The sequence below is a fragment of the Helicobacter bilis ATCC 51630 genome (assembly GCF_000686565.1).
Lineage (GTDB): Bacteria > Campylobacterota > Campylobacteria > Campylobacterales > Helicobacteraceae > Helicobacter_A > Helicobacter_A bilis.
Map to the genome: position 1 here is coordinate 1 of NZ_JMKW01000023.1, position 24,814 is coordinate 24,814.

General features: G+C 34.4%; 29 protein-coding genes and 1 pseudogene. 21 read left to right on the forward strand and 9 right to left on the reverse strand.

The window, feature by feature from the left end; translation table 11 throughout:
- The first annotated feature begins 183 nt into the window (after positions 1-183).
- Positions 184-345 (forward strand): hypothetical protein, encoded by a 162-nt coding sequence (locus tag T368_RS15430; protein ID WP_155116619.1) that lies wholly within the window; start codon positions 184-186, stop codon positions 343-345.
- 3 nt (positions 346-348) lie between these two features.
- Here the strand turns inward: T368_RS15430 and T368_RS0105680 are convergent, their stop codons facing one another.
- Complete coding sequence (locus T368_RS0105680) at positions 349-1,083, reverse strand: BspA family leucine-rich repeat surface protein (RefSeq protein ID WP_004084541.1); 735 nt, start codon at positions 1,081-1,083, stop codon at positions 349-351.
- Positions 1,084-1,334: 251 nt separating this feature from the next.
- On the opposite strand from T368_RS0105680, the gene T368_RS14525 reads away from it, so the two are divergent.
- The 15 genes from T368_RS14525 (at position 1,335) to T368_RS0105755 (ending at position 14,027) form a co-directional block, all read left to right on the forward strand.
- Entirely contained in the window at positions 1,335-2,156 is an 822-nt protein-coding gene (locus tag T368_RS14525) for a hypothetical protein (RefSeq protein ID WP_004084539.1), read from the forward strand.
- Positions 2,157-2,222: 66 nt separating this feature from the next.
- Positions 2,223-2,777: a nucleotide exchange factor GrpE gene (gene grpE, locus T368_RS0105690; protein WP_004084537.1), complete on the forward strand. Its 555-nt coding sequence runs from the start codon at positions 2,223-2,225 to the stop codon at positions 2,775-2,777.
- A 20-nt stretch (positions 2,778-2,797) separates the two neighbouring features.
- Positions 2,798-3,118 carry a hypothetical protein gene (locus T368_RS16330; protein ID WP_004084536.1) on the forward strand — a complete coding sequence of 107 codons (321 nt, stop codon included), beginning with the start codon at positions 2,798-2,800 and terminating at the stop codon, positions 3,116-3,118.
- Between the two features lie 96 nt (positions 3,119-3,214).
- The gene (dnaK, locus tag T368_RS0105700) at positions 3,215-5,122 is read left to right on the forward strand and encodes a molecular chaperone DnaK (protein WP_004084534.1); all 1,908 of its coding nucleotides are present in this window, start codon (positions 3,215-3,217) and stop codon (positions 5,120-5,122) included.
- A gap of 266 nt (positions 5,123-5,388) precedes the next feature.
- Positions 5,389-6,141, forward strand: coding sequence for an ATP-binding cassette domain-containing protein (locus tag T368_RS0105705; protein ID WP_004084533.1), 753 nt, complete (start codon positions 5,389-5,391; stop codon positions 6,139-6,141).
- A gap of 8 nt (positions 6,142-6,149) precedes the next feature.
- The gene (locus T368_RS0105710; protein WP_004084532.1) at positions 6,150-6,887 is read left to right on the forward strand and encodes a hypothetical protein; all 738 of its coding nucleotides are present in this window, start codon (positions 6,150-6,152) and stop codon (positions 6,885-6,887) included.
- 382 nt (positions 6,888-7,269) lie between these two features.
- The gene (locus T368_RS0105715; protein WP_004084531.1) at positions 7,270-7,584 is read left to right on the forward strand and encodes a hypothetical protein; all 315 of its coding nucleotides are present in this window, start codon (positions 7,270-7,272) and stop codon (positions 7,582-7,584) included.
- A gap of 26 nt (positions 7,585-7,610) precedes the next feature.
- The gene (locus tag T368_RS0105720) at positions 7,611-8,333 is read left to right on the forward strand and encodes an RNA polymerase sigma factor FliA (RefSeq protein WP_004084530.1); all 723 of its coding nucleotides are present in this window, start codon (positions 7,611-7,613) and stop codon (positions 8,331-8,333) included.
- Positions 8,326-9,396, forward strand: coding sequence for a flagellar motor switch protein FliM (fliM, locus tag T368_RS0105725; RefSeq protein ID WP_004084529.1), 1,071 nt, complete (start codon positions 8,326-8,328; stop codon positions 9,394-9,396). Before T368_RS0105720 ends, fliM begins: the two co-directional genes overlap by 8 nt.
- Positions 9,389-10,225: a flagellar motor switch protein FliY gene (gene fliY, locus T368_RS0105730; RefSeq protein WP_004084528.1), complete on the forward strand. Its 837-nt coding sequence runs from the start codon at positions 9,389-9,391 to the stop codon at positions 10,223-10,225. Before fliM ends, fliY begins: the two co-directional genes overlap by 8 nt.
- A 158-nt stretch (positions 10,226-10,383) precedes the next feature.
- Complete coding sequence (locus T368_RS17125; protein ID WP_027338357.1) at positions 10,384-11,871, forward strand: DUF2972 domain-containing protein; 1,488 nt, start codon at positions 10,384-10,386, stop codon at positions 11,869-11,871.
- A gap of 7 nt (positions 11,872-11,878) precedes the next feature.
- Positions 11,879-12,043: a DUF2972 domain-containing protein gene (locus T368_RS17130; RefSeq protein WP_268902559.1), complete on the forward strand. Its 165-nt coding sequence runs from the start codon at positions 11,879-11,881 to the stop codon at positions 12,041-12,043.
- Between the two features lie 499 nt (positions 12,044-12,542).
- Positions 12,543-13,187: a TetR/AcrR family transcriptional regulator gene (locus T368_RS0105745; protein WP_194146733.1), complete on the forward strand. Its 645-nt coding sequence runs from the start codon at positions 12,543-12,545 to the stop codon at positions 13,185-13,187.
- A gap of 13 nt (positions 13,188-13,200) precedes the next feature.
- Positions 13,201-13,710: a DMT family transporter gene (locus T368_RS0105750; RefSeq protein ID WP_004084523.1), complete on the forward strand. Its 510-nt coding sequence runs from the start codon at positions 13,201-13,203 to the stop codon at positions 13,708-13,710.
- On the forward strand, positions 13,710-14,027 hold the full coding sequence (locus tag T368_RS0105755; protein ID WP_004084522.1) for a DMT family transporter: 318 nt from the start codon (positions 13,710-13,712) through the stop codon (positions 14,025-14,027). The genes T368_RS0105750 and T368_RS0105755 overlap by 1 nt, the downstream gene beginning before the upstream one ends.
- A gap of 369 nt (positions 14,028-14,396) precedes the next feature.
- On the opposite strand, the gene ligA is transcribed toward T368_RS0105755, so the two are convergent.
- From ligA to T368_RS0105795, 8 genes and pseudogenes are all read right to left on the reverse strand, one after another.
- A complete protein-coding gene (gene ligA, locus T368_RS0105760; protein WP_004084521.1) occupies positions 14,397-16,457 on the reverse strand; it encodes an NAD-dependent DNA ligase LigA in 2,061 nt (686 codons plus the stop codon).
- A gap of 9 nt (positions 16,458-16,466) precedes the next feature.
- On the reverse strand, positions 16,467-17,753 hold the full coding sequence (locus tag T368_RS0105765) for an adenine-specific methyltransferase EcoRI family protein (RefSeq protein WP_004084519.1): 1,287 nt from the start codon (positions 17,751-17,753) through the stop codon (positions 16,467-16,469).
- Positions 17,754-17,775: 22 nt separating this feature from the next.
- On the reverse strand, positions 17,776-18,159 hold the full coding sequence (locus T368_RS0105770; RefSeq protein ID WP_004084518.1) for an ExbD/TolR family protein: 384 nt from the start codon (positions 18,157-18,159) through the stop codon (positions 17,776-17,778).
- Between the two features lie 223 nt (positions 18,160-18,382).
- Positions 18,383-18,814, reverse strand: a pseudogene (gene exbB / locus T368_RS13395) (TonB-system energizer ExbB); the annotation flags it as partial.
- A 13-nt stretch (positions 18,815-18,827) separates the two neighbouring features.
- Positions 18,828-19,283, reverse strand: coding sequence for an SsrA-binding protein SmpB (smpB, locus tag T368_RS0105780; protein WP_004084514.1), 456 nt, complete (start codon positions 19,281-19,283; stop codon positions 18,828-18,830).
- Positions 19,284-19,493: 210 nt separating this feature from the next.
- Positions 19,494-20,351: a hypothetical protein gene (locus T368_RS0105785; protein ID WP_004084512.1), complete on the reverse strand. Its 858-nt coding sequence runs from the start codon at positions 20,349-20,351 to the stop codon at positions 19,494-19,496.
- 270 nt (positions 20,352-20,621) lie between these two features.
- The gene (locus tag T368_RS15435; RefSeq protein WP_004084510.1) at positions 20,622-20,774 is read right to left on the reverse strand and encodes a hypothetical protein; all 153 of its coding nucleotides are present in this window, start codon (positions 20,772-20,774) and stop codon (positions 20,622-20,624) included.
- 39 nt (positions 20,775-20,813) lie between these two features.
- The gene (locus T368_RS0105795) at positions 20,814-21,653 is read right to left on the reverse strand and encodes a peptidylprolyl isomerase (protein ID WP_004084508.1); all 840 of its coding nucleotides are present in this window, start codon (positions 21,651-21,653) and stop codon (positions 20,814-20,816) included.
- A gap of 114 nt (positions 21,654-21,767) precedes the next feature.
- On the opposite strand from T368_RS0105795, the gene T368_RS0105800 reads away from it, so the two are divergent.
- The 5 genes from T368_RS0105800 to T368_RS0105820 all read left to right on the forward strand — a co-directional run bounded on the left by T368_RS0105800 (position 21,768) and on the right by T368_RS0105820 (position 24,808).
- Entirely contained in the window at positions 21,768-21,977 is a 210-nt protein-coding gene (locus T368_RS0105800) for a hypothetical protein (protein ID WP_004084507.1), read from the forward strand.
- An 11-nt stretch (positions 21,978-21,988) separates the two neighbouring features.
- On the forward strand, positions 21,989-22,111 hold the full coding sequence (locus T368_RS17135) for a hypothetical protein (RefSeq protein WP_004084506.1): 123 nt from the start codon (positions 21,989-21,991) through the stop codon (positions 22,109-22,111).
- Positions 22,112-22,180: 69 nt separating this feature from the next.
- Complete coding sequence (locus T368_RS0105810) at positions 22,181-22,987, forward strand: EI24 domain-containing protein (RefSeq protein WP_004084504.1); 807 nt, start codon at positions 22,181-22,183, stop codon at positions 22,985-22,987.
- A 5-nt stretch (positions 22,988-22,992) separates the two neighbouring features.
- Positions 22,993-23,955, forward strand: coding sequence for an SAM-dependent methyltransferase (locus T368_RS0105815; RefSeq protein WP_004084502.1), 963 nt, complete (start codon positions 22,993-22,995; stop codon positions 23,953-23,955).
- Positions 23,924-24,808: a bifunctional riboflavin kinase/FAD synthetase gene (locus T368_RS0105820; protein ID WP_004084500.1), complete on the forward strand. Its 885-nt coding sequence runs from the start codon at positions 23,924-23,926 to the stop codon at positions 24,806-24,808. The genes T368_RS0105815 and T368_RS0105820 overlap by 32 nt, the downstream gene beginning before the upstream one ends.
- The last annotated feature ends 6 nt before the right edge of the window (positions 24,809-24,814 follow it).

The window sequence follows — 24,814 nt, forward strand, 5'->3', positions numbered from 1 at the left end:
TGAAGCTAGATTCTCAAACAATAAAGTAAGATTATAACAAAAAATATAATATCTATAAGCCCTATTTGGATTATTTACTTTCTATATCTGCGTAAAACACTTTAGCGACACTCAAAAATCCTGTCATGTTGAGCATTACGAAAAAGGTGAAATATCATTTTTAGATTCCAAGCCTTTGGGTGGGTGCAATATAGCAATATTTTAGATTCTATAAAAGATATTTCGTGCTTACGCACTCGCACGACCAAAGCTCTTGCCCACACTTGCAAATATGACACAACCTTAGATTCCAAACCATTGGGTTGTCATTTTGAGTGCAGCGAAAAATCTAGCATAGATTCCTAAAAACTATCTATATTCCTCTCTTTTCATAGAATCTATTTCTTGCTCTTTTTGAAATTCTTCTTTATACCACACAGGGATTTGCTGCATACCAGAGCGATATAGCATTTTTGTTTTATTTTTTACCTTGCTGATATTCCACATGCTTATATCTTGATTAAAGGACTTTGCATTATGAAACATATCACGCATGGTTAGCACCTTTTGCGTATCCCATCTATCTAATGCTTGATTAAAGCTATTTGCCCCAGCAAACATACTTCCCATACCCTCTACATTGCTGACATTCCATGAGTTTAGCGGCTGATTAAACGCCTTTGCATTGAAAAACACGCCAAACATAAAACGCACTTTAGATACATTCCACTTGTCTAGCGGTTGATTAAAGCTACTTGCTTCATAAAACATGCCACTCATACTTACCACATTAGAAACATTCCAATCATTAATATTGTGATTAAAAAACTTCGCATGAGAGAACATATAGCTCATATCCACCACATTAGACACATTCCAAGATTCTATACCGCTAAAATCCTTGCGAGTCGTATTCTCAAAAAGTCTGCTCATATCTGTAATATTACTTGTATCAATCGCACTTAAAGGAATGCTTGGGTCTTTCAATAAACGAATAAGATATTCTTTTGTCTTTGGGGCATATATCTCTTGTGCCACTGCCAAATGACCACACATAAAACATAACAGATAAGCACACATTATAACCATAATATTTTTTCTCATATCACACCTTTAAATAATCTAAAACTACATTATAGCAGAAGCTTATGGTTTTCAAAAAAAACACACAAATGGCTACATAGGATTCTATTATTTAGCATACTTATATAAAATTTCTAAGTATTATGAATAAATAAAGTTTATATTAATTGACTAAAGTTTTTAAAAATTTAGCAATTTTTTATATCAAGTGCTAATTATATTTACTTTTTATGCTATAATACCACTCAAATTTTTGCAAATAAAGGTTTTGTATGAGTATGAAGAGAGAATTACTCATAGGGATTATAGAAGAGTATATTAAGAGCAAAGAGCCAATTGGTTCAGAGTTTTTAAAATCAAAGCAAAATCTCTCTATCTCATCAGCCACTATTCGCAATTATTTTAAGGTCTTGGAAAAAGAAGGTGCATTATTCCAGCCACATATTAGTAGCGGTAGAATCCCGACAAATGCTACTTTATATGCGTATTGGAAAAATGTATTGCAATATGTATGTCAAAGTGATGTAGTGATAACTGCAGCAAAGTTGCAAAGCCTAAGCTCACATTATGGAATCTACTGCATTGTGATTCCAAAAAATGATAATCGCTTAGAATCTGTAATCAATACGCATGGCTATCTTATCTTACAATTTAGTCGTGGCGAGACATTGATACAATATTCTGAAGCACTAAGTCGTTTTTTAGAATCTTTTATGTTAGCAGATATACATGATATTTTAAAGGTTGCAAATGAAGTTGGTGCAGGTGAGTTAAAGCGGAAGCTTATGGCGTTATTGCAGGTAGATTCTGAAGAGCATTGCTTTCAGTGTGGAAGTGAGTATATAAGCACTATCGCACAAAGCAATGCTGCACAATATCTTAATGCGATACAAGGCAGGACGCTTTTATCATGTGGTAATGGAATCTACTTTGATAACATTGTATCAAATGGGCATTTAGCCATTATACATGATGTGTTGTATATGAATGCAAAGACACAAAGCACATATCAAGCTAGAATGATGTGTATCGGCGATTTGCTATGTGATTATAAGAGTTTTTATGCAGAATTAGGATTTAGTAATTTTGCATAAAGATTCTTTAAGTTATTTTTCATAATGAAAGTAGCTTAGAATCTTTAAAAAGAGAAAGGAGCATACATGGATAAAAATGAAGAAGTATCTAATGACTTAGAATCTACTCAAGCAGATGATGAAGCAGACACTTTAGAATCTACACAAGATTCTGAAGAAATCGCAAAGTTTGAGCAAGATGAGAGTTTATTAGAACAAAAGATAAAAGATTTACAAGATCAATATTTACGCACACACGCAGATTTTGAGAATGTAAAAAAGCGACTTGAAAAGGAAAAGGCACAAGCTCTCGAGTATGCAAACCAAAATATCTTAAAGGACTTGTTGCCTATAATTGACACGCTTGAAAAAGCTTTGGAATCTGCAAACGCATTGCCTAGCGGCGATAAGATTGCAGAGGGACTAAATCTTGTGCTTGGTAATTTTAGCAAAGTCTTGGGTAAGCATGGAGTAGAGGCTATCAATACAGAAGATGGCTTTGACCCAAACCTACATGAAGCTATCATGCAAGTAAAAGATGATGAAAAAGAAGATGGTGCAATAAAGCAAGTATTGCAAAAAGGCTATAAGTATAAAGAACGCACATTGCGACCAGCGATGGTAAGCATTGTAAAAAATTAATTTTGTTGAAAGGATAGGATATGAGTAAAAACTTGATAGGAAAATGCCTGTTTGGTGCTTTTATCTCTCTTGGTGTTGTTTTAGCAAATAATGTTAAAACGCCGACATGTAAGGAAGCTGCTGTTTCTATGCAGGAAATGTCTCAATCCGGTGATTGTGTGTATAGCTATACCAATGCGAAAACATTATCTGTTGATAAAGCAAATGGCATTATTACATGTCAAGCAATAGCAAGCAGAGAATGCCCTAATATGCCAGAAGAAAATACAAAGGAAACCATAAAATTCACGGCAAAATATGGCGTAGTAACACAGCAAATTTATGAAGATGAAGGATATTAAGATTCTAAAATATAGAATCTTAATAAGGTTTAAAAACGCTTAGATTTTTAGAATCTAAGTTTGATAATTTTAATTTAATTGTTGAAAGGATAAAATATGAGTAAAGTTATAGGAATTGATTTAGGCACAACAAATTCTGCAATGGCAGTGTTTGAAGGAAATGAAGGCAAAATCATTGCAAACAAAGAAGGAAAAAATACAACTCCTTCAATCGTTGCATTTACAGATAAAGGCGAGATTCTAGTTGGCGAACCAGCAAAAAGACAAGCCATCACAAACCCGCAAAAAACCATTTATTCTATTAAAAGAATTATGGGGCTTATGTTTGATGAAGATAAGGCAAAAGAAGCAGAAAAAAGACTGCCCTATAAAATCATTGATAGAAATGGGGCTTGTGCGGTAGAGATCGCTGATAAAATCTATACACCACAAGAAATTTCTGCAAAGATTCTAATGAAAATCAAAGAAGATGCAGAAAGCTACTTGGGCGAGAGCGTTACAGAAGCAGTGATCACCGTGCCAGCATATTTCAATGACGCACAAAGAAAAGCGACAAAAGAAGCAGGGACAATCGCAGGGCTAAATGTATTAAGAATCATTAACGAGCCAACTTCTGCTGCCCTTGCCTATGGTTTGGATAAAAAAGATTCTGAAAAAATCATGGTATATGACCTAGGCGGTGGGACATTTGATGTTACCGTGCTTGAAACTGGCGATAATGTCGTAGAAGTTTTAGCGACAGGCGGTGATGCGTTTTTAGGTGGCGATGATTTTGATAATAAAATCATTGATTGGGTAAGCGAAGAGTTTAAAAATGATGAAGGCATTGATTTAAAAAGCGATGTTATGGCATTACAAAGGCTTAAAGATTCTGCAGAAAATGCGAAAAAAGAGCTAAGCAGTGCGACTGAAACAGAGATAAATCTCCCCTTTATTACCGCAGATGCAAGTGGTCCAAAGCATTTAGTTAAAAAGCTTACAAGAGCGAAATTTGAGACACTTATTAGCAGTCTTATTGATGATACGATTAAAAAGATAGATTCTGTTATCAAAGATGCAGGACTTGATAAAAGCGAGATTAGCGAAGTCGTTATGGTGGGTGGCTCTACAAGAATCCCAAAAGTGCAAGAAGAGGTAAAAAGATTTATCGGTAAAGAGTTGAATAAATCTGTGAATCCAGATGAGGTTGTAGCGGTTGGTGCGGCTATTCAAGGTGGCGTGTTAAAAGGTGATGTAAAAGATGTGCTTTTACTTGATGTAACGCCTTTAAGTCTTGGTATCGAAACTCTAGGTGGCGTAATGTCAAAAATCATTGAGAAAGGCACAACAATCCCAGCGAAAAAATCACAAACTTTCTCTACTGCTGAAGATAATCAACCAGCAGTTTCTATACAGATTTTTCAAGGTGAGAGAGAACTTGCAAGGGATAATAAAAAGCTTGGAAACTTTGATTTACAAGGCATTGCCCCAGCCCCAAGAGGTGTGCCACAAATTGAAGTAACACTTGATATTGACGCAAATGGTATCTTAACCGTTTCAGCAAAAGATAAAAACACAGGTAAGTCACAAGAGATTAAAATCACAGGCTCAAGCGGTCTATCTGATGAAGAAATCGAAAAAATGGTAAAAGATGCAGAATTGCATAAAGAAGAAGATTCTAAACGCAAAGAAACGATAGAAGCAAGAAATCAAGGCGACAATCTCGTCTATCAAGTGGAAAAAAGCCTTGAAGAAATGCGTAAAGATGAGAATAAAGGCAAGGTTGATGAAAGCGTATTAGCCCAAGCTGAAAGCGTGAAAGACTCACTCAAAGAGATTCTAAAAAATGAAGCAGCAAGTAAAGCAGATATAGAATCTAAAATCAAAGAGTTAAACGAAGTCTTTGCAAAACTCGCAGCGGTTCAAGGCACAAATGCTGGAGCAAACCCGCAAGGTCAGCAACAAAACAGCACAAAGAAAAAAGATGATGATGTAATTGATGCCGAAGTTGTCGATGAGAAATAAAATTTTTTGAGCCTATTAACCCCTTGAATCTAAGCTTGATTTATTTAAATTGATCTTAGATTTTTAAAGCTAGTTGGCATACTCCCTTATTGCACAAAGATTGGGTTACTCGCTGACCCCACAATAAAACTTTTTATAATCTCTCTCATTTATAACCTTATAATTTTAATTTAGCTTATAAAGCAGTCAATTTTACAATGTCATCAGATACTCAACAATACACAATGTTTTGTTATAATCTCTACTTTTTATCTAAGGACTACTTTTTGGAAACGATACTAAAACTACACAATGTCAGCAAACATTATGATGGAATAATAGCTCTTGATAATATCAGCTTTACACTAAATAGTGGCGATATTTTCGGGCTTTTAGGGCGAAATGGCGGTGGTAAAACCACAATGATTAAAATCATTACTTCAATGCTTACAGATTTTACTGGCGATATTGAATTTTTAGGGCATAATCTAAGGGATAAAAAGAATCTCATCTTTTTTAAGCAGCATATTGCCTATTTGCCTGATAGAGATTTTTTATACTCACACATGAATGGCTTGCAAAGCATTGCATTTTTCAAGGATTTTTTCAGTGATTTTGATGATAAGAAGGCTTTAGAGATTTTTCGACTATTAGATGTAGTGCCGACACAAAAAATTAGCACAATGTCAAAGGGACAAGCAGAAAAGTTAGCCCTATCACTCATGCTTGCAAGGGAGGCAAAACTCTATCTTTTTGATGAGCCTTTAGCTGGGGCTGATGTGATTAGCCGTGATGAGATTTTTAAGCTGATTGCTACATATTGTAAGAGTGGAGCGACTATCATTGCTACGCATTTAATCTCTAGTGTAGAAGCCATTCTCACTAAAGCCTTGTTTTTGAATAAAAAGGCTATGGCTTATGGTAGTAAGGAGGAGTTATTAATAGATTTTAATAGCCTTGCAGATAGCTTTAGATATTATGCGAGTGATAGCACTATAAAGCCTTTAAAACAACTTGAAAATACAGAATCTAAAGAGTAAGGAATATCATGCAAATAGCAAAAACCCCATTAAAAACGCATATCTCACACGCCCTAAAAATATGTAAGCATGAGTTTCTCATGTCTAGAATCTTGCTTATTATCGTGTGTATTATCATGGCGATAAATCTGCTTATATTTATCAATAATGATCCGCATTCTGCTACATTTTTCATTTTAATAGGGATTCAATATTTTGCGTTTTTTATATGCAGCATCACCTATGTGCTAAGTGCGGCTATAAGCTTTTATCAAGGTGTCTTTGGGAAACACGCCTATTTAACACATGCTTTGCCTGTGAGTATTGAGAGCATTATTGGCGCAAAGATTCTCATTTATTTCTTATGGTTTTTAGTGATTTTTGCGGCTTTCATATTTGCCCTTTATGCAGGCACAAGTGGCATATCATCGATACAAGAGCTTTTAGTATTTTTTAAAAAGACGCTAGATTTTATATGGAGACTTATTCCACTTTTTATACTTTCTGTTTTACAAGAGATTGTGTTTATATTTATGGTGGTAGCCTTAGTCCATCGTAAGAAGACTTACACTTTATTTATTGGTATTTTGACTTATTTTGGAATCAAAGTGCTATTACTCATACTTTTTGGAATATTATCTAATTTAATGCCAGATAACATAGAAGAGAATACAATTTTATTATTACTCTATCTTTATAATATTTTATTGCTTTGCTTGTTTTACTTTATATGCCATAGAATCATTAAGTATAAATTAGCACTTTAATTTTTCGTGATAATAAGTCAGCCTTGTTTTTAGGTTTTATACATACATAAAGAAGTGATGCGAGAAGCCTAATCGTATAATCAAAAACTAGATTTCAGTCTAAACTCGAATGGAGTGTGCTATTTTAGGATACAAGATAGAAACCTATATGTTAAATGTTTGCTTACAACCTTGTAAAAATAAATAACATGTGAATCGACAATAAGATATAAAAAAACAACAAAATGCTAACTTTTTGGCTATCTTAAATAAGCTAGGAATCTTCATTTTTAAGATATAATACGCAATTTATGGAACAAATTATGCTTTAAATCAGGTGTGTTGTGGGTAGCTTCATTTATGTCTAGTTGCCTAAAGACGACAGAGATTCAAAGGATTGAGTATGTTGAAGCAAGAGAATTATTTGAGTTTTGCTATCGTAGTAGGGTTTTTTCTTGGATTAATGTTTGGTATCGCAAAGTTTGATGAACCAGAGCTTATGGTGCTTTGGACGATACTTGCTACAATGGGGATTTACCTTATTACAACGGTGTGTATATCGGCGTATTATTTGTTTATGGATTCTCATGGCACAAAACTTCATAAAGAGCGTTTAGAAGAAAGTCTTGAGCATTACCGCAAAGAGTTTGATAAGAAAGAGCAAGAGGCACAAAACATTCGCAACTTTATTAAAGGGTTGCAAGGTTCAGAGAGTTAAAGCTAAGATAATAAAAAGGATAAGGTATGCAACAAGCTTTCAGTGCGGCAGCAAGAGGTCAAGATGCGTATAATCAGTATTTAAAAAATACGCAAGATGAGCTTGCTTTGCAATACTTGCCTGCAGTTAAAGCTATGGCGTTTCGCTTGAAAGAGAGATTGCCAAGCTCTGTTGATATGAATGATTTAGTTTCTATTGGGACTGAAGAGCTTATCAAACTTGCTAGACGATATGATTCTAATAAGAATGATTCCTTTTGGGGTTACGCAAAGACACGCGTTAATGGTGCAATGCTTGATTATTTGCGGACACTTGATATTGTCTCAAGGTCTTCAAGGAAGCTTATTAAAGCGATTGAGGCAGAAGTTTCACGCTATTTTAACGAGTTTGAGGAAGAGCCTAGCAATGAATATCTTGCAAAGGTGCTAAATGAAGATATTGAAAAAATCCATCAAGCAAGACTTGCAAGCGATATTTATGCGGTTGTCCCGCTTGATGAGCAGTTTAACGCACTAGAAGATGGCGATATTTTGCAGTATTGTGAGCAAAAGGAATTAATGGAGATTATCCAAAAAGTCTTAGCAAAGCTTACAGAGAGAGAGCAGCTTATTATCCAGCTTTATTACTTAGAAGAGTTGAGTTTGAGTGAGATTAGTGAGGTTTTAGATATTACAGAATCTAGGATTTCACAAATATCAAAGGAAGTGATTAAAAAAATCCGCAGAGAGATAGGAGAAGCAAATGGCTAAGATTCTAAGTCAAGAAGAAATTGACTCCCTTTTAAATGTTGTCGATGAAGAAGGTGCAGTTGATGAGGCAGAGCAGTCAGAGATAGTTACTGAAAAGCAGATTGTAGTTTATGACTTTAGACGACCTAATCGTGTGAGTAGGGAGCAGCTAAGAAGTTTTAGATCTATCCATGATAAAATGGCAAGGAATCTTTCTAATCAGATTTCAGCGATTATGAGATCTATTGTTGAGATTCAGTTACATAGTGTGGATCAAATGACTTATGGTGAGTTTTTGATGAGTTTGCCTACACCTACAAGCTTCAATGTGTTTTCTATGAAGCCTATGGATGGTGCGGGAGTTTTAGAGATTAACCCTAGCATTGCTTTCCCTATGATTGATAGACTTTTAGGCGGTCGTGGCGATCAATATGATGACACAAGGGAGTTTTCAAATATTGAGCTAAACTTGCTTGATACAATTTTACGGCAAATCATGCAAAATTTAAAGGAATCATGGGCAGCAGTCGCAGAGATTTTCCCTAGCATTGATGCGAAGGAATCAAGTCCAAATGTCGTGCAAATCGTGGCACAAAATGAAGTTGTCGTTATGGTTGTTATGGAGATTGTAATCGGGCATAGTAGCGGTATGATGAATATTTGCTATCCTGTTATCTCACTTGAGACAATCCTTAGCCGTTTAGCAAGTCGCGATTTAATGATGAGTGAGACAAGCGGTAAAAAGTCAAGGAATAGAGAATTGCAAGCCTTAATCGGTGGTGCAGATGTGCATATTGCCGCTATGCTTGGTGGGACGCAGCTAAGCTTTAAAGAGATTTTGGAGCTAAAGGTTGGCGATGTAATCATGCTTGATAGAGTAGCCGATGATACCGTGCATGTTAGCATTGATGGCAGGGATAAATATCGTGCGAAAATCGGCTTACAAAGATTTAGAAAGACAATACAGATTCTAGATGAGATTAAAACAGAAAAAGATCAAGTCAAAGAAATGATTGAAATGCTTGAAGCACAAAGAAAGAGCAAGGTAACAGACCTACAAGATGAAGGATTTGGCAATGAATGATTTTATTGAACTCTTTATACAAGAAATGGTAGCCACTATCGATGGCATGATGGGTAGAACTGCAGTCGTTACACACACTGGAGATACAGAAGTAAGCGATAGTTTGCTTGGCACGCCATTTGGAAAAGTTGTGGTAAATGTATCGCTTGGGGCTTCACAAGTTAGCACACTTTGCTTTATCATGCCAGAGAATCTTGCCACTGCCCTGCCTGATTTAATGATGGGTGGAGAGGGCGATACCGGCAAAGATATGATGGATGATGATGATAAAGATGGCTTAAAAGAAGTCTTTCAATCTATCACAGGTGCTCTTGCTACTGCACTTGGCGGACATGAGAAGCTGCCACATTTCTCTTTTGCTATCGCCGATGTGAGTAATGTTGAGAGTGAGGGGAGTTTGAGTGATTTTGATACCGCAAGTCGCTTTGATGTAGGTATAGATTCTGTAAAATCAGAACTTATCATGCTTACAAAAAATGATCTTTTAACACATGTCCCAAAAGATTTAAAAGCACCAGCTAGCACAGCTAGTGGAAGTAAAGATGTGAGTTTGAGTGATAAAGAAATGCGAAATATCGGCATGTTGCTAGATATTGGACTGAGTGTAAAGGTGCGTATTGGGCAGAAAAGAATGCTTTTAAAAGATGTTATTTCAATGGATATTGGTAGCGTTGTGGAGCTTAATCAACTTGCAAGTGATCCACTAGAAATCTTAGTGAATGATAAAATCATAGGAAAAGGCGAAGTCGTTGTTGTAGATGGTAACTTTGCTATACAAATCACAGAGATTGGCACAAAGAAAGAGAGATTAGAGAGTTTGAGAGGATAATAGGCTTTATTTTCGTCTTTTATGTTAGTTTCAAAAACTACATGAAATCTTTTTAATGCTGTTAAAGAATTTATCATAATGGAATGGGTATATTGCCACATTTTGTTGGATTAATCTTCACTCTGAAAGAGAGATTGTACTTTGTATTAAGGAATTATATGGGATTTAAAGATTCTAAAAGTGTGAGAATATTGAAAGAGTATGGGATAAAGCCCTTCATGTCGCATTGTCTGCATAAAAGCATAAAATCACTCAATAGACGATCTATTTTTGTGTTGTTGCAATTCTATCCCAAAATAGTTTTAGATAAAAGTCAGTTTAAAACTTTCAAGTTAGCTTATCAACATTTTGAAGAAAATTATAGAAATATCATTGCTATTAGTCCATCATTTTTTATAAAAAATCTTAAAAAACATATTGCTTGGTTAGAATCTGATATATTTAAAAACCAATATGGCGATGTTGAGAATCTAGAAAATATTAGCAAAAATACAATAGGTGCAACTTCATTTTCTATACAAAAAGATTCTAAAATAAATACATTTACCCCCCCCCCCCCATTGTGTCAAACTCAATGCAATGAAGAATCTAGCGGTTTAGAATCAAATGCTTCATCTACTCCAACATATAAAGATAGTTATCAATTTTATCCACCTTTATTACAACCAGAAAGCATAGACTATTCTACAATAGATTCTAAGATAGCATTAGAATTGCGTTTGCCACCCGCAGTGCCATATAAGTTTGTGTTTGTGCGTTATAGTTTATCAGGTAGTTTTGCGTTGCAAAGATTTTTTGAGCGATGTAATGTATATCCATGTGAATATATTGATTTCTTAAAAAGTAAAAGCGCTATACATAAAAACACTTATTTTGATATACAACATTTCCACACATACGAAGCCATGCAAGACAATAAAAAGCTGTATTGTTTGAAACCACAAGATACTATTATTTTACTTGCAAGAGATCCTATATCGCGACTAAAAACGCTTGTAAATCATGGTTGGTATGTTAAACATATACACAACTTAGATCATAGCTTTACTATGCAAGAAGACCCCTATGATGTTGTTAATAGAAAAGGATATCATAATGAGCATTATAAATTTACTTCTAATAGCCCTTTCGTTACAAATGGCTTGTTGTCGTTTTTCTTTTCTACATGGTCGTTTGATTATAGCTCTGTTGTATCTAAGTTAGCTTTATGTCAAAATATAACCTACATCGATATGCAAGAAATTATGCCAGAAAGGGCATTTGACACTATGACAAAACTTGCTAAAAAATTTAACTTTACACTACCTAACGAAAAAGACAGAGAATTCTATCGTGCAATACGATTTGATAAAACATCGTATATCCTGCCTTTAGCGTGCATTATTCCTATAAATCATACACAAAAAATCACATTACATATCACATCTTTATATGAGAAAAATAGTGATTTTTTGAGTGCAAATAATACAATATTTGACACACCCCACCCTTTGCTAGACCAAGTTGCTTTCGGTATGAGTGAAGATGATTTGAAAGCCTTGCAAGATGACAAAGAAACACTAGGTAAAGTGAAGGCGTATATGGTGAGATTCCTAGATGAACTAAAAAAAGCGTATAGATTATATACAAAGAAACAACAAGCATGAAAATGATGTGTTGGAGATATTTAAGGGCGATAGAGAATTGTGCAGAGAGTTTAAAGCTATGCTTGATAAGGAACTCATTCATATAAAAGCACATAGACCAGATATTATTGCCTCGTGGAAATACTACCAAGAGTTTGAGAGAATATGTGCAGAAGAACATGGGATTAATTAATATATTATTGTGTTTTACACATTTGGTATGGCTTATTTGCTGGTTGAAATTGTTTCGAGATTGCATGATGGATTCGAACCAATTCTTTAATTTATCTATCTCTATCATAGAGAATCTAAAATGCTAGAAATAGCTGTGTGATAAATAGCAGAGCAGATATGTTGTTATGAAGTTCTTCTGTATTTCCTTAATCTATTACACAAAGAAAACTCATGAGACCTTTCGTTGCTTAGCAGTATGTCATAATTATTATTCGACTAAAACAAATAAAAAAGATTTTAAATCTTTCATAAATTAGACCATAGGTTTATTTTTATTTATTAAGGAAACTATGTTAGAATTTTTGACATAAATTATTAAGCATAATTAATTTATACCCAAGCAATGCACAAGCATTTAAAAAACACAAAAGCACCGATAAGATCTTATTAAATTTTATGAAAGTTTGTGAGAATAACAGATTATTTAACACAGGATTCTTTATGGGTTGGGATTTTGATTGTTAGAAAAGCAAGATAAAAGTATTCTAAAATACAACGGAAAAACACAAATGATGACAAAAGATGATATTTTGCAAGTTGCCATTCCTATGTTGTATCAAAAGGGTATTTTGTGCTTTTCACTCAATGAGTTTTTGCAGGTTCATCATATTTCCAAAGGCTCGTTTTACCACTTTTTCAACGATAAGGATACGCTCGTGTATGAAGCTCTCTGTAGGGATAATCAAAACTACCGCTACAAAACAGAAAGAGAACTCTATACTCTAAAATCTCTAGAATCTAAAATGTGTAAAATTTTTGAAGTGTATTGTGTGGATAATGCGTATAATAGGCAGCTTTGCAAGTTTTATGAAGATATGTTTTTGTATGCCATCACATCGCAAAATACACTTTTTATGCGTTATATACAAAATCTCAAAGAACACACGCACTACCTTATCTTACAAAGCATTGAAAGCACACAAATAAGCAAGGCAAAAAAGGGAAAAATGCGTGATTTAAGTGAGTTTTTATCACTCGGGATTGATGGCTTTTGGTTACTACAAAGCGTAATGGGTAAAACTTGGGAAGAAAAAAATGTTGAGATGAAACATCTCATTCAGTCGCTATGTGTGTTTGTAGGGCAAAAAGATTCTAAAATATAAAAAAGGTGCAAAAATGATTCAAAAAATCATCATAAGTAAAAATCTAGCGTGGCTTTTAATCCTAATTGGCGGGATTTGTGAAGTGGCGTGGGTGAGTGGGCTAAAGTATGCCGACACACTACCCCTAAAAGCTTTGACTGGTGTTGGCATTGCCTTTTCTTTCACTTGTGCGGTTCTAGCGATGAAAAGGCTAGAGGTTAGCATTGTGTATAGCGTGTTTGTTGGCATTGGCACGGGTGGTGTGGTGATCGCTGAAATTGTGCTGTTTGGCGAGGAGGCATCACTCATAAAAATCGCTCTTATTTCAACGCTTATGCTTGGAGTGTTGGGGCTAAAATGTAGCGTCAAAGAGAGTAAAACCGCACAAGACATACACGATCATTTGCCACAAGAGCTAGAATCTTTGTTTATAGAATCTAGCGATACGCAGGATTTTCAACACAATATTAAGCAAGATTCTACAATGGCTTCAAAAAAAGCTGAATCTAGGACTTCCAATACAGATTCTACAAAGGATAAATAATGCTACATTGGATTTTACTTTTTATTGCTGGGGTGTTTGAAATCGCTGGTGTATGGACGATGAAAAAGCTCATTGATACCAAAAATAAAATCTATATTTTGTGTCTTGCGCTGATTTTTGCAGGGAACTTTACCTGCCTATCTATTGCTATGCGAGAGATTTCTATGGGCGTGGCGTATGCGATTTGGACGGGCATTGGTGCGGCTGGTGGGGTGCTTGTGGGGATCGTGTTTTTTAAAGAGGATAAGTCATTTTTGAAGCTTTTTTGCGTATGTGTGATTATCGCTTCTAGCGTGGGATTAAAGGCGTTGAGCTAGATTCTTAAATGTTTGAAGTGTGCTGTGGAGAAGTTTAGATTCTATATATTAAAACATCAAAGCTTAATTTAAGCCCAGCTCGTAAGCCTTTTATATGTTTTTCTTGGGAATCTCACAAACTTAGATTATATAAATATACTCATAAAAACACAATTTCATTTTCACATATTTATGGTTCTAAGAATAAAGACTTGCTTAGAATCTTAAATTAGATTCTAAGCAGATATTCAAATCTATCTTTGCTCTCAATAGGATATTGTGGCTAATGCTTTGGTGTGGCGGTTGCTAGATTCCAAAAATCAGCATTTATAAGATTCACTAGTAAAGAGATTTAACCCATTCCTTTACACTCAACACACCAAACAATCCCTACATTTCTAAAACCTGCATGAGTTCGCTAGATTCTATAATCTTAATGCCTAGCTCTTGTGCCTTGGTGAGTTTTGATCCAGCTTTTTCACCTGCGATTAGAAAGTCTGTTTTAGTGCTAATACTGCTTGAGACTTTTGCCCCAAGTGCTTCTAGCTTTGCTTTTATAGAATCTCTGCTTAAGCTAAAAGTGCCAGTAATAACGCAAGTTTTTTGATAGAAAATAGAATCTGTGTTTATCTGTGTAGTTTGTGCTTGTAATTGCGGCTTTAATATCCCTTGCATTTCACTAATAAAATCTTTATTATGGATACAAAAGTCATAAAAGCTTTGTGCCATATCTTTACCAAACCCATCAATCTCTTGCAACTGCTCTATATTATAATCAAATATTTCATAACCATAGTTGGCTAATTTTTTACTAGCTACTTCGCCTATGTGTAAGATCCCAAGTGCGTGGATAAATCGCCAAAATTCCCTATTTTCTATGCTATCCTTAATCGCATTAATAAGATTTTGTGCCTTTTTTTCTTTGAATCCTTCAAACTTTAAAAAATCTTCTTCCTTTAAGCTATAAATATCTTTACACTCTTTAATCACGCCATTATCGACTAAAAGCTCTATAATGCTACTGCCTAGCCCATCAATATCCATACATTTTTTTGAAGCAAAATGTATTAATTTTGCCTTGATTATCGCATCGCAATTTGGATTTGTGCAGTAGATATAAATATCTTCATAGCTTAACTCATGGCTGCATATTGGACAATGCGTAGGCTTTTCTATCTTTATCTCATCACCCTTTCTTCTCTCATGTAACACTTTTGTAATCTTTGGAATCACATCGCCACTTCTAACAAGCAGACAATAATCATGTATGCGTATGTCTTTTTGGTCTATCTCTTTATAGTTATGCAGTGTCGCTCGGCTGATAAATGCACCATCTAGCAGTGTGGGCTTAAAGTTTGCAACGGGTGTAATGATACCAGTCCTGCCAACTTGTGGTGTAATAGATTCTATATTTATTACCACTTCTGTTGCGGGGAATTTATACGCACAAGCAAACCTTGGGGCTTTCTGTGTAAAGCCTAATTTATCCTGCAAGGCTAAATCATCTAGCACAATCACAAAGCCATCAAGCATAAAAGGATAGTTATCCCTATCGTTTAGAATCTTTTGATACTCACGCTCAATAGATTCTGCATTCACTCTTTCTAAGTATCTAAAGGGGCTAAAGCCAAACTCTGGTAATAGCATAAGCATATCATAAAAGCCCAAATTAGATCTTTTAGCATATTTCTCTAACTCTCTCATATCAACACTGCCTATACCCCATGCTACAAAGCTTAGATTTCTCTCTCTTGTGAGATTAGAATCTAATTGACGCATACTCCCTGCGGCAGCATTGCGTGGATTTGCAAAAAGGGCTTTATTATTCCTTTCTTGCTCTTTGTTTAGTTTCGCAAAATTCTCTTTAGATAGCACGACTTCGCCCCTTATCTCTATGCTGCCTTTAAAGGGGATTGTATGCGGGAGAGAATGCAGGGTCTTTGCATTTTGTGTAACGACTTCGCCTATCTCGCCATCGCCCCTTGTAGTTGCACTTTGCAAGATTCCATTTTCATATAAGAGATTAAGACTCATGCCATCATATTTTGGTGAGATACAAAAGGCTAGATTGTTTATAGAATCTATTTGTGTTTCTGTATCAAAAAGCGTTGGATTTGGTGTAGTCTTTTTAAGTCTAGCTATCGCATTTGATAGCTTTGTAAGCCACTCATCTAAATCGCTTGGGTTAAAAATATCTTCTAAACTCCACATACGCTTTTTATGCTTATTTTTACGAAAATCTTTTAGAATCTTATCGCCTATTCTTTGCGTTGGGGAATCTTTTGCGATTTTATCCATATTATTTTCTTCATAAAGTTTCACTGCCTTATATAGCATATCATATTCAAAATCACTAGCAATAGGGTCATCTAGCTCGTAATAATGCTTTGCATAAAGGTTTAGCGTTTTAATAGATTCTAAATATTCTTCATGATTTTTAATGTTTTGCATAATTGCCCTTTACTTATCATCTTGGTCTTGTATCTTTTGTATCAACACTCTTGCGAATTTTTCTTGCCCATCAATATGTGGCATATATTTTGTTTTTCTAGCTACTTTAAAACCACACTCTAGCACGCCATTAAGAATCTGCCTAGCAGAAACCGCAAAAGGCTCATCATAATCGCTGGGGATATAATTATTATCCACCGATAAAATCCCATCATCATCAAATCTTTTATACACATCTGGAATCTCATCTAAGGGCATTATTTTTAATCGTGAAATATTGGGGCGATTTTTGATAGGAAAATTTGTAAAAAAATGCCCTGCGGCTTGGACTGGGACTCTTTTAGGATTGAGATACCAATCTACACGGGTATATCCCGCCCATGCTTTTTTATCCGCAAAATAATGGATAAAGGCAGTTGTTACACAATTTGTAATATTTGAGATAATAATAAACTTTTTCTTGCTTTTTATCAAAATATCCCAATACTCTATTGCCCTTGAAAATGGCGGATTGGTGCAGACAATGTCGGCTTCCTCGTTTAGAATCCTAAGCGATTCTCTCTCCTCAAAGCCGCCATTATAGCCCTTTGGGGTTTCTTTCATCTCGCTTGCACCATCTTTTGTGAAAATATAGCCCTGTGTCCCTGCGTTAAATAAATCTGCCCTGCTTCCATAATGAGTGCATATAAGCTTTTTAAGCTTTAGTCTAAAAAAATGTTTTATAAAATAAAGTGAAAAGGCTGAAGAATCTGTATAATCTCTATTACTGCCTATCGCATCATCACAATTACAAAATACAACTTTATCTTTCCAGATTCTAGTAGGATACATTGAGAGTTCTCTCTCTACATCTTCCATGCGTGTATAAAACTCATCATCTTTTACCCTTTTAGCCTGTTCTAATAGCAACTTTCTTGTAACTCCCCTATCTTTCATGGTGGGCGTATTAGAGGGCTTTATAATTGTTTGCTTTTTAGATTCTTTAGTGTTTGACTTTGTAAGAAAACAAGGGTGTGATTGAATAAAATCTACATACATATCAAACAAACTTTGATTAAAAAAGTAAATTTCTCGGCTGCGATACTCACGCAAATGCGGAAATTGATTTTTTATATCTTGCTCGATTTGACGCATATCGCTCACTTCACAAGTAAAAAGATAGCTATATGTGTTATCTAGTGAATTGCCTGTAATACTATTATATTCTTTCGGCCTCCGCTCTAAATCATTTGTGATTCCAATCTTGCATTTGCTTGGCTCTTTACTTGCTTGAATAATATAGAGATACTGCTTCATAGATTTGCCTTTATTAAAGCTTTTAAGGGTTAGTCTGCTCTACTTCTGTAAAGACATTTGTTAAACCAAAATATTGTAATGCTGCCATGATTTCTACAAACTGCTGCACATTTGCGTCTTTATCTGCTTTGATTATCACATTGGTTTGAGTGTCTAGACCACGCAAATAGCCATACATTGATGCCTTATCGACTTGTTGGGTATTTATATAGATTTTACCCTCTTTATCGAGTGCAATATGAATGCGTTTAGATTCCATATTGCTTTGTGCACCCTCATCAATTTGTGGTATTTGAATAGGCAATTGAGAAGAAACGCTAAAGGAAGCTGACATTAAAACAATTACAAGTAACACAAGCATAATATCAATAAATGGGACGAGATTAAGCGAATCGATTTTTTTCATGTCATTCCTTTTGGTTACTATCCATTATGTTAGTGGTTTGTGTCGAATCCTTATATGTTTCCATATTGTTTTTTATTTCTATTCGCTTTGCTTTGTGTATGCGATCCTTAAGGTTAGAATCTGTTGTATAGCTGTATGGTTTTGGTCTTTTGTCTTCTCTTAACTGATTGCTTGTCAAGTCTTCCCTATAATCAAGTCTTGGATTATTTTTTGTATTTGTGCTTGGATTTGTGAAAATATCCCAATTTGTTAAAATTACTTCTGCTTTTCGCACTAGGAGGTTATAGAATACAATGCTAGGTATTGCAACAACGAGTCCTAATGCGGTAGCACGTAGAGCCATTGCAAGTCCCACCATAATACCTTTTGTATCTAGCATACTATTTGCTCCAATGCTAACAAAAGTTAGCATAATCCCAATTACGGTGCCAAGCAATCCTATATAAGGGGCGTTTGAACCAATCGTTGCAACAAGAGTAAGTCGTTTGTGCAAGTCAAGCTCTAATTCTCTTTTATCGCAATAATCATCAAGCCGAATGATTGAATAAAACCAAAGCCGCTCAATCCCAATGGCGATAACAAGCAAGCTTAAAAATACTAAAAAACCAAAGATTCCATAATCCACATAAAGTGCATAATCTGCAACTTTTTCCATAACAACCCTTATATTAATATGTATGATTTTTCATATTTGCTCTGGCTTCCCTATCAAGCTCTTTTCGTTTGATAGTTTCTCGTTTGTCATACTCTTTTTTTCCTTTTGCAAGTGCGATAAGTAATTTTGCATATCCCTTTTTGTTGAAATGAACTTGCAAAGGCACAATCGCTAATCCTTTTTGGCTAACTTGCCCAAAGAGTTTATCAATTTGTTTTTTATGTAAAAGTAATTTTCTTGGACGCTTTTCATCAGGCTTAAAATAGGGATTTGTCGTATGATGATAGGTAAGATGCATACCAAATACAAAGACTTCATTATTTATAATACGCACAAAACTATCTCTAAGGTTTGCTCGTCCATTACGCAAAGATTTGACTTCACTCCCTGCTAATACAAGCCCTGCTTCAATTTGCTCTAATATAAAGTAATCATGATATGCTTTTTTATTGCGGATAGCAATACTCATTTATCAACTCCATTTTCAAAGCATTTATTATAGCTTAAAAGATTTATAGTTATTCTTACAAGCACAATAAATATTTAAAAATACTTATGAACGATTTGAGTATTATTGTTGCATTGATACTTTATAGAAAGTATAATATTATGGATTGCCTATATTAGCAAGGGTATTCTATTTGAAAGTTTTGAGTGGCAAAATGCGAATATTGCAAATTTAATAACCAAGCTTATTGTTGAGTTGTTGCAGATTATTATTAAGTCGCCGCAATTCGTGCATTTCTGCTTCATGCTGTCTTTGTTGTTGCATTCTTTGTGTTTGTTGATTTATGCTGTTTGCAGTATTATTAATCTGTCTAGTATAGGCATCAGTGCTTTGTCTAATTGAATTGCTTGTTTGCTGTAAGCTTCTATTGAGACTATCCCATGCTTGTTGATTTTGTTGTTGTTGTAAATGTTGTTGTTGCAGGGCTATCATTTTTTCTCTATATATTTGCTCTCGTTTTGCTACCTTTTGCTTCTCTATCAACGCAAGTTTATCTTGGGCTAATTTATAGATTTCTGCTTGTAGTTTATCATCATTGCATATTGCCATATATTTTTCATTATCCATAAAACTCACTTTTGTTTTACCAGCACAAATCTTGCTTTTATATCTAGATTCTATATTTTGAGCCTTTTTTTGTGCTATTTCAATCATACTTAATGCTTTTCTTGCTTCATTAAATTTCGCATTTATGTTATTTAAATAATCTTGTGGCAGACTCAAATTTTTCCGTTTTAAATTTCCATTAACAAATTCAAAATGCTCTACATTGCCATTTTTATACGAACCAATAGCAAACCCATTTGTTTTAGAATCAGAATTAATTGTTTCAATAGTGGATTTAAATTCACTAAATTCATCATTACTAAAATCTGTAAAGCGATACGCATAATTATGAAGTGGATTTAAATACACTAGCGCTGAAGTATCAAGAAATGGTGAGCTTTGAAAAATGGCTTGTAATTTATCATCTTCATAAAACCAAGTGTTCGTAATGTCTATATCACCTTGTCCATAGGCTACTTGCATTGCATAGCCATAGCCTATATCATCATAGTTGCTATATTCTGCAATTTTGATGTTTTGTGTCCTATTATATGCGGTGTAGTGGTCTTTTGGCTTTCCTTTTTCATAAATGCCAACTTGCTCGGTAAAATTCTCATCATCTATTTTAAATTCTCTGCCAAGACCATGAGCATACCCATCTACACAATCGCCATCCCAGAATACTTTATAATCCTTGTCGTCTGTCTTATCGCTTGTGGTTGCTATTTTACATGTCTGCTTTTTGTTTTGTGCTTACACATATTTATATTTGGTTTTAGGCTTTTCTATATTGCTACTTTGCTGTGCATACATGCGTTCATATTTAAAGGCTTCATCAGAACTTATTTTTGTTGCACCGCAACCAACAAGCATAGCTACGCATAAAATCCCAAGTAAAATTCTCATAACACTACCCTCAAAAAATACATAAAATAGGACTAAAGGTTATTTCCCATAAGTGATTTTTGCACTATCACGCATTTTTTTCACTTTTTCTTTTAGCACTTCTTCCATTTTTTGTTGTTTTAAAAGCTCAACAAGCTGTCCTTTTACAGAATCAAAAGTTTGTGTTGTTGGCTTATCAAGCTTTTTAAGATAGATTATATGATACCCATAACGAGTTTTTACAGGATTTTTTGTATAAGTTCCTGCACTCATTTTTAGCACTTCTTGTGCGAATTCTGGTGCGATTGCTGGGCTATTGATAGGCAATTTCATAAGACCACCATTGTCCTTTGAGCCCGGGTCGATTGAAAGCTTTTTAGCGAGTTCTTCAAACTTACTTTCAGTTTTTGCTTTAGGCACTTTATTAATCTCTGCGATAATGTTTTTTGCTTCTTGTTCTTTTTGCACTAGGATATGTCTTACCTCAGCATTTTGTGTTACAAATGCTTTTGGATTCTCATTATAAAATTTTTGTGCGTCCGCAACACTTACATTAATCGTTTTTGAAAGGCTATCAACTTGCTTTTTAAGCCATAAGCCAGATAACATTTGCAAATTTGCCATTCTGTATTCTTCGCTTTTGTCAAGCCCTTCTTTTTTTGCTGCATTCGCTGTAACTACACCATCAATGATTTCATCTAATAATTGCTTTTTTTGTGCTTCAGGCAATGCGTCATAATTAAAACTTGGATTTTGCTGCTTTAATGCTGAAAAGATAGAATCAGAAATCTCAATCCCATCAACATTAACAAGAACCTTTGCATTCAACGCCATTGGCATAAGGCAAAGACTAGAAATCGCCGCCACTTGTGCTACACGCTTTAAAACAAAACTTTTCATCACTACTCCTAAACTTAGAATGTCAAAAATAAGCTATAATTATAGCGATTAATTGTAAATTCGCTTATAAATACCCTAATATCACATTTGAAACACATAATAAAGGATTTAAGCATGTTGAATGGAGATAAGGAATACTATAAGGTTGTTATAGATTTACTCAAAAACATTATTACTGCTCTGTTTGTAGCAGAACTTGGATTAATTGGGTATTTTTTCACAAATAATAATGAATATACTATTTATGGTATAGGGATTGTGTTTATTTGTCTTATTTTTGTTGGTATTATTTTCTTTAATATTGCTGAAAATTTGAGAGATTAAAGGGGTTAGTTATGAAACATGAAATTTTAGCGTTAATTATGTTATCAATGGTTGGACTTTTGCCCGTAGTATCCGGGCTATATGTGATTTATAGAAGCAAAAAAGACAAAAAAGCAACAATAAAAAAGGATTAAAATATGAATATATACATAGAAAAGCTTTCATCATGCTAAATGATTCTAAATGATATAAGGAAAGCGTAGATGAAAATTAATATTAAGCCCAATTATGCAAGGACTATAATCACACAATGCTTTAAACAAGCATGGCATAGTTTGCGGTGTAGATATATGTTACTTTTAAGTTTTTTGCCATTTTGCTGCTCTATTTTGCTATGGGTAGTTGTGATTACTTTAAGTATTACGCATTTTGATTGGTTTTTGCACCAGTTTCCTAGCATTTGGATTAATTACGCTTTGAGTGAAGGAATCTTGCCTAAAATCTCATACTATCTACTCATATTTTTTGCGACTATTTCTTTAGTGCTATGCGGTGTGGTTTTAGTAGGTATTTGCATGAGTATTATAAACGCATTTTTAGCCCCGCTTGTAGTGCAATTCGTGCATAAGACTTATTATCCTTATATACGGCTAAACGCACCAAACTTTATGGAATCTCTTCGTTTAAGCTCTGTGTTGCTTTTAAAAACTTTGCTAAAATTCATCATCTTTTCACTTGGGTGCTATTTGCTTTCATTTATCGGCTTAGGTTTTATTGGCTTAATACTTGGCATTTTTGTATATTTTCAGTTTTATTGCAAGAATCTCAATCATGATATTGGCATTAGCATTATGTCAAAAGATTCTTATAAGCTATTTTTACAGACAAATAGACTGCCGCTTATCGCTATAAATATATTTATTTTTATCCCGCTTTATATACCTGTGCTAAATTGCTTTATTGCGACATGGCAAATGCTTGTATTAACGCATTATATGTTTGCTTGGTATGGTGAAAATCATAGTAATGAAGCAAACGCGTATATTGAAGATGCGGTTATTGTTGAGTAATGTCTATGCGGCTTGATTGCTTTATCACACAAAAATATACGCATATCACAAGGCAAAAAGCTCTCGAGCTTATAAAACAAGCCCAAGTCAGCGTAAATGGCAAAATTATCTTAAAACCAGCCTTTAATATAAGCGATACAGATTCCATAAGCATAAAGCAGGACTTTTTTATAGAAAGTGAGATTTTTTGTAGTAGGGCAGCATTAAAACTGCAAAGATTTCTACATAATACAGAATCTAGTGCCTATTATTCTGCATTCTATAACCCCTTGCTTTTAACAAAAGAAAATAGCTTTTTATCTCATTTCACAAAAGATTTAGTTATATGGCAAAAAGCCCATGATTCTATAAAACACAATATGGAATCTAGCCTACAAACTTATATCACAACAAGCTTAAAAGAAATACTTCCTTTACTAATAAAAGATTCTATTATCCTTGATGTTGGAGCAAGTGCTGGGGGATTTAGTCAAGTGCTACTCACTTATAAGCCAAAGCTTATAATCGCACAAGATATTGGTAGCTTACAACTAGATTCTAATCTATCCAAAAGAGATGAAATTGTATCGATTGAAAATGTAGATATTAGAATCTTTTCACAAGATTTTCATATCTATAAAGAAAAGATTATAGAACGCATAAAAGATTCTAAACATAGAGTCCTGAAAGAGAATCTATTTGATTTTTTAGTATGCGATGTAAGCTTTATCTCACTAGAGAATATTTTAGAATCTCTGCTTAATCTCTCAAAAACCATGCTGCTTTTATATAAACCACAATATGAAGTCGGCATACAAGCAAAACGCAATAAAAAAGGTGTCATCAAAGACACGAAAATAATCTTAGCATGTTTAGAATCATTTCTAGCATTACTAAAAGCTAAAAACGCACTCTATATTTTTGTAGAGAAATCACTCTTAGCAGGAAAGGAAGGTAATGAAGAGTTTTTTATCTTTTGTCAATTCTAAGCTACCTTATGAGCGGGTAGCCATTGGCAAATTTGATGGTATGCACAAAGCGCATAAATATTTACTAGGACTTGTAGGGACAAATGGCTGTGCCTTAAGTATTGCTTCAGTCAAGCCCCCCTTTATAACCCCGCCAAAAGAGCGGACAAAATATACGCATATCCCCTTTTTTCGTCTTCGATTTGAGAGTATTAAATCATGGGATTCTATGCAGTTTTTGCAATTACTTTTTATGGTTATGCCGCATTTGAAGTGTATTGTCATAGGCTATGATTTTCACTTTGGCAAGGATAGAATGAGTCATGCAAGTGATTTATATGGACTATTAAAACTCATGGGTAAAGCTGAAGTCCAAATAAAGATTGTAGCCCCACAAACTTATCTCAATATACCATTGCATACAAGCATTATTAAAGACCTTTTAAAACAAGGCGAGGTACAAAACGCAAATGCTATGCTTGAGCGATTCTATCATATCAAAGGACGCATTATAAAAGGACAGGGCATAGGCAGCAAGGAACTCTATCCTACTATTAATATGAAAAATACGCTTTATTTTGTGCCAAAACATGGCGTATATGCCACCTTTGCTTATTATAATGGCATGCTTTATAACGCAGTGTCATTTGTTGGCAATCGCTTCAGCACTGATGAGAGATTCTGTATTGAAACACATATTATTGATGAAACTATAAACACAAGGCATAATGAAGCAATTACAATCTTTTTTGTAGCCTACCTGCGTGATAATAAAAAGTTTTTAAACCTTAACGATCTAAAAATACAAATAGAATCTGACATAACAGATGCAAAAGAAAAACTAAGCACACATGATAGGACATATTGTAAATAGCGTGTT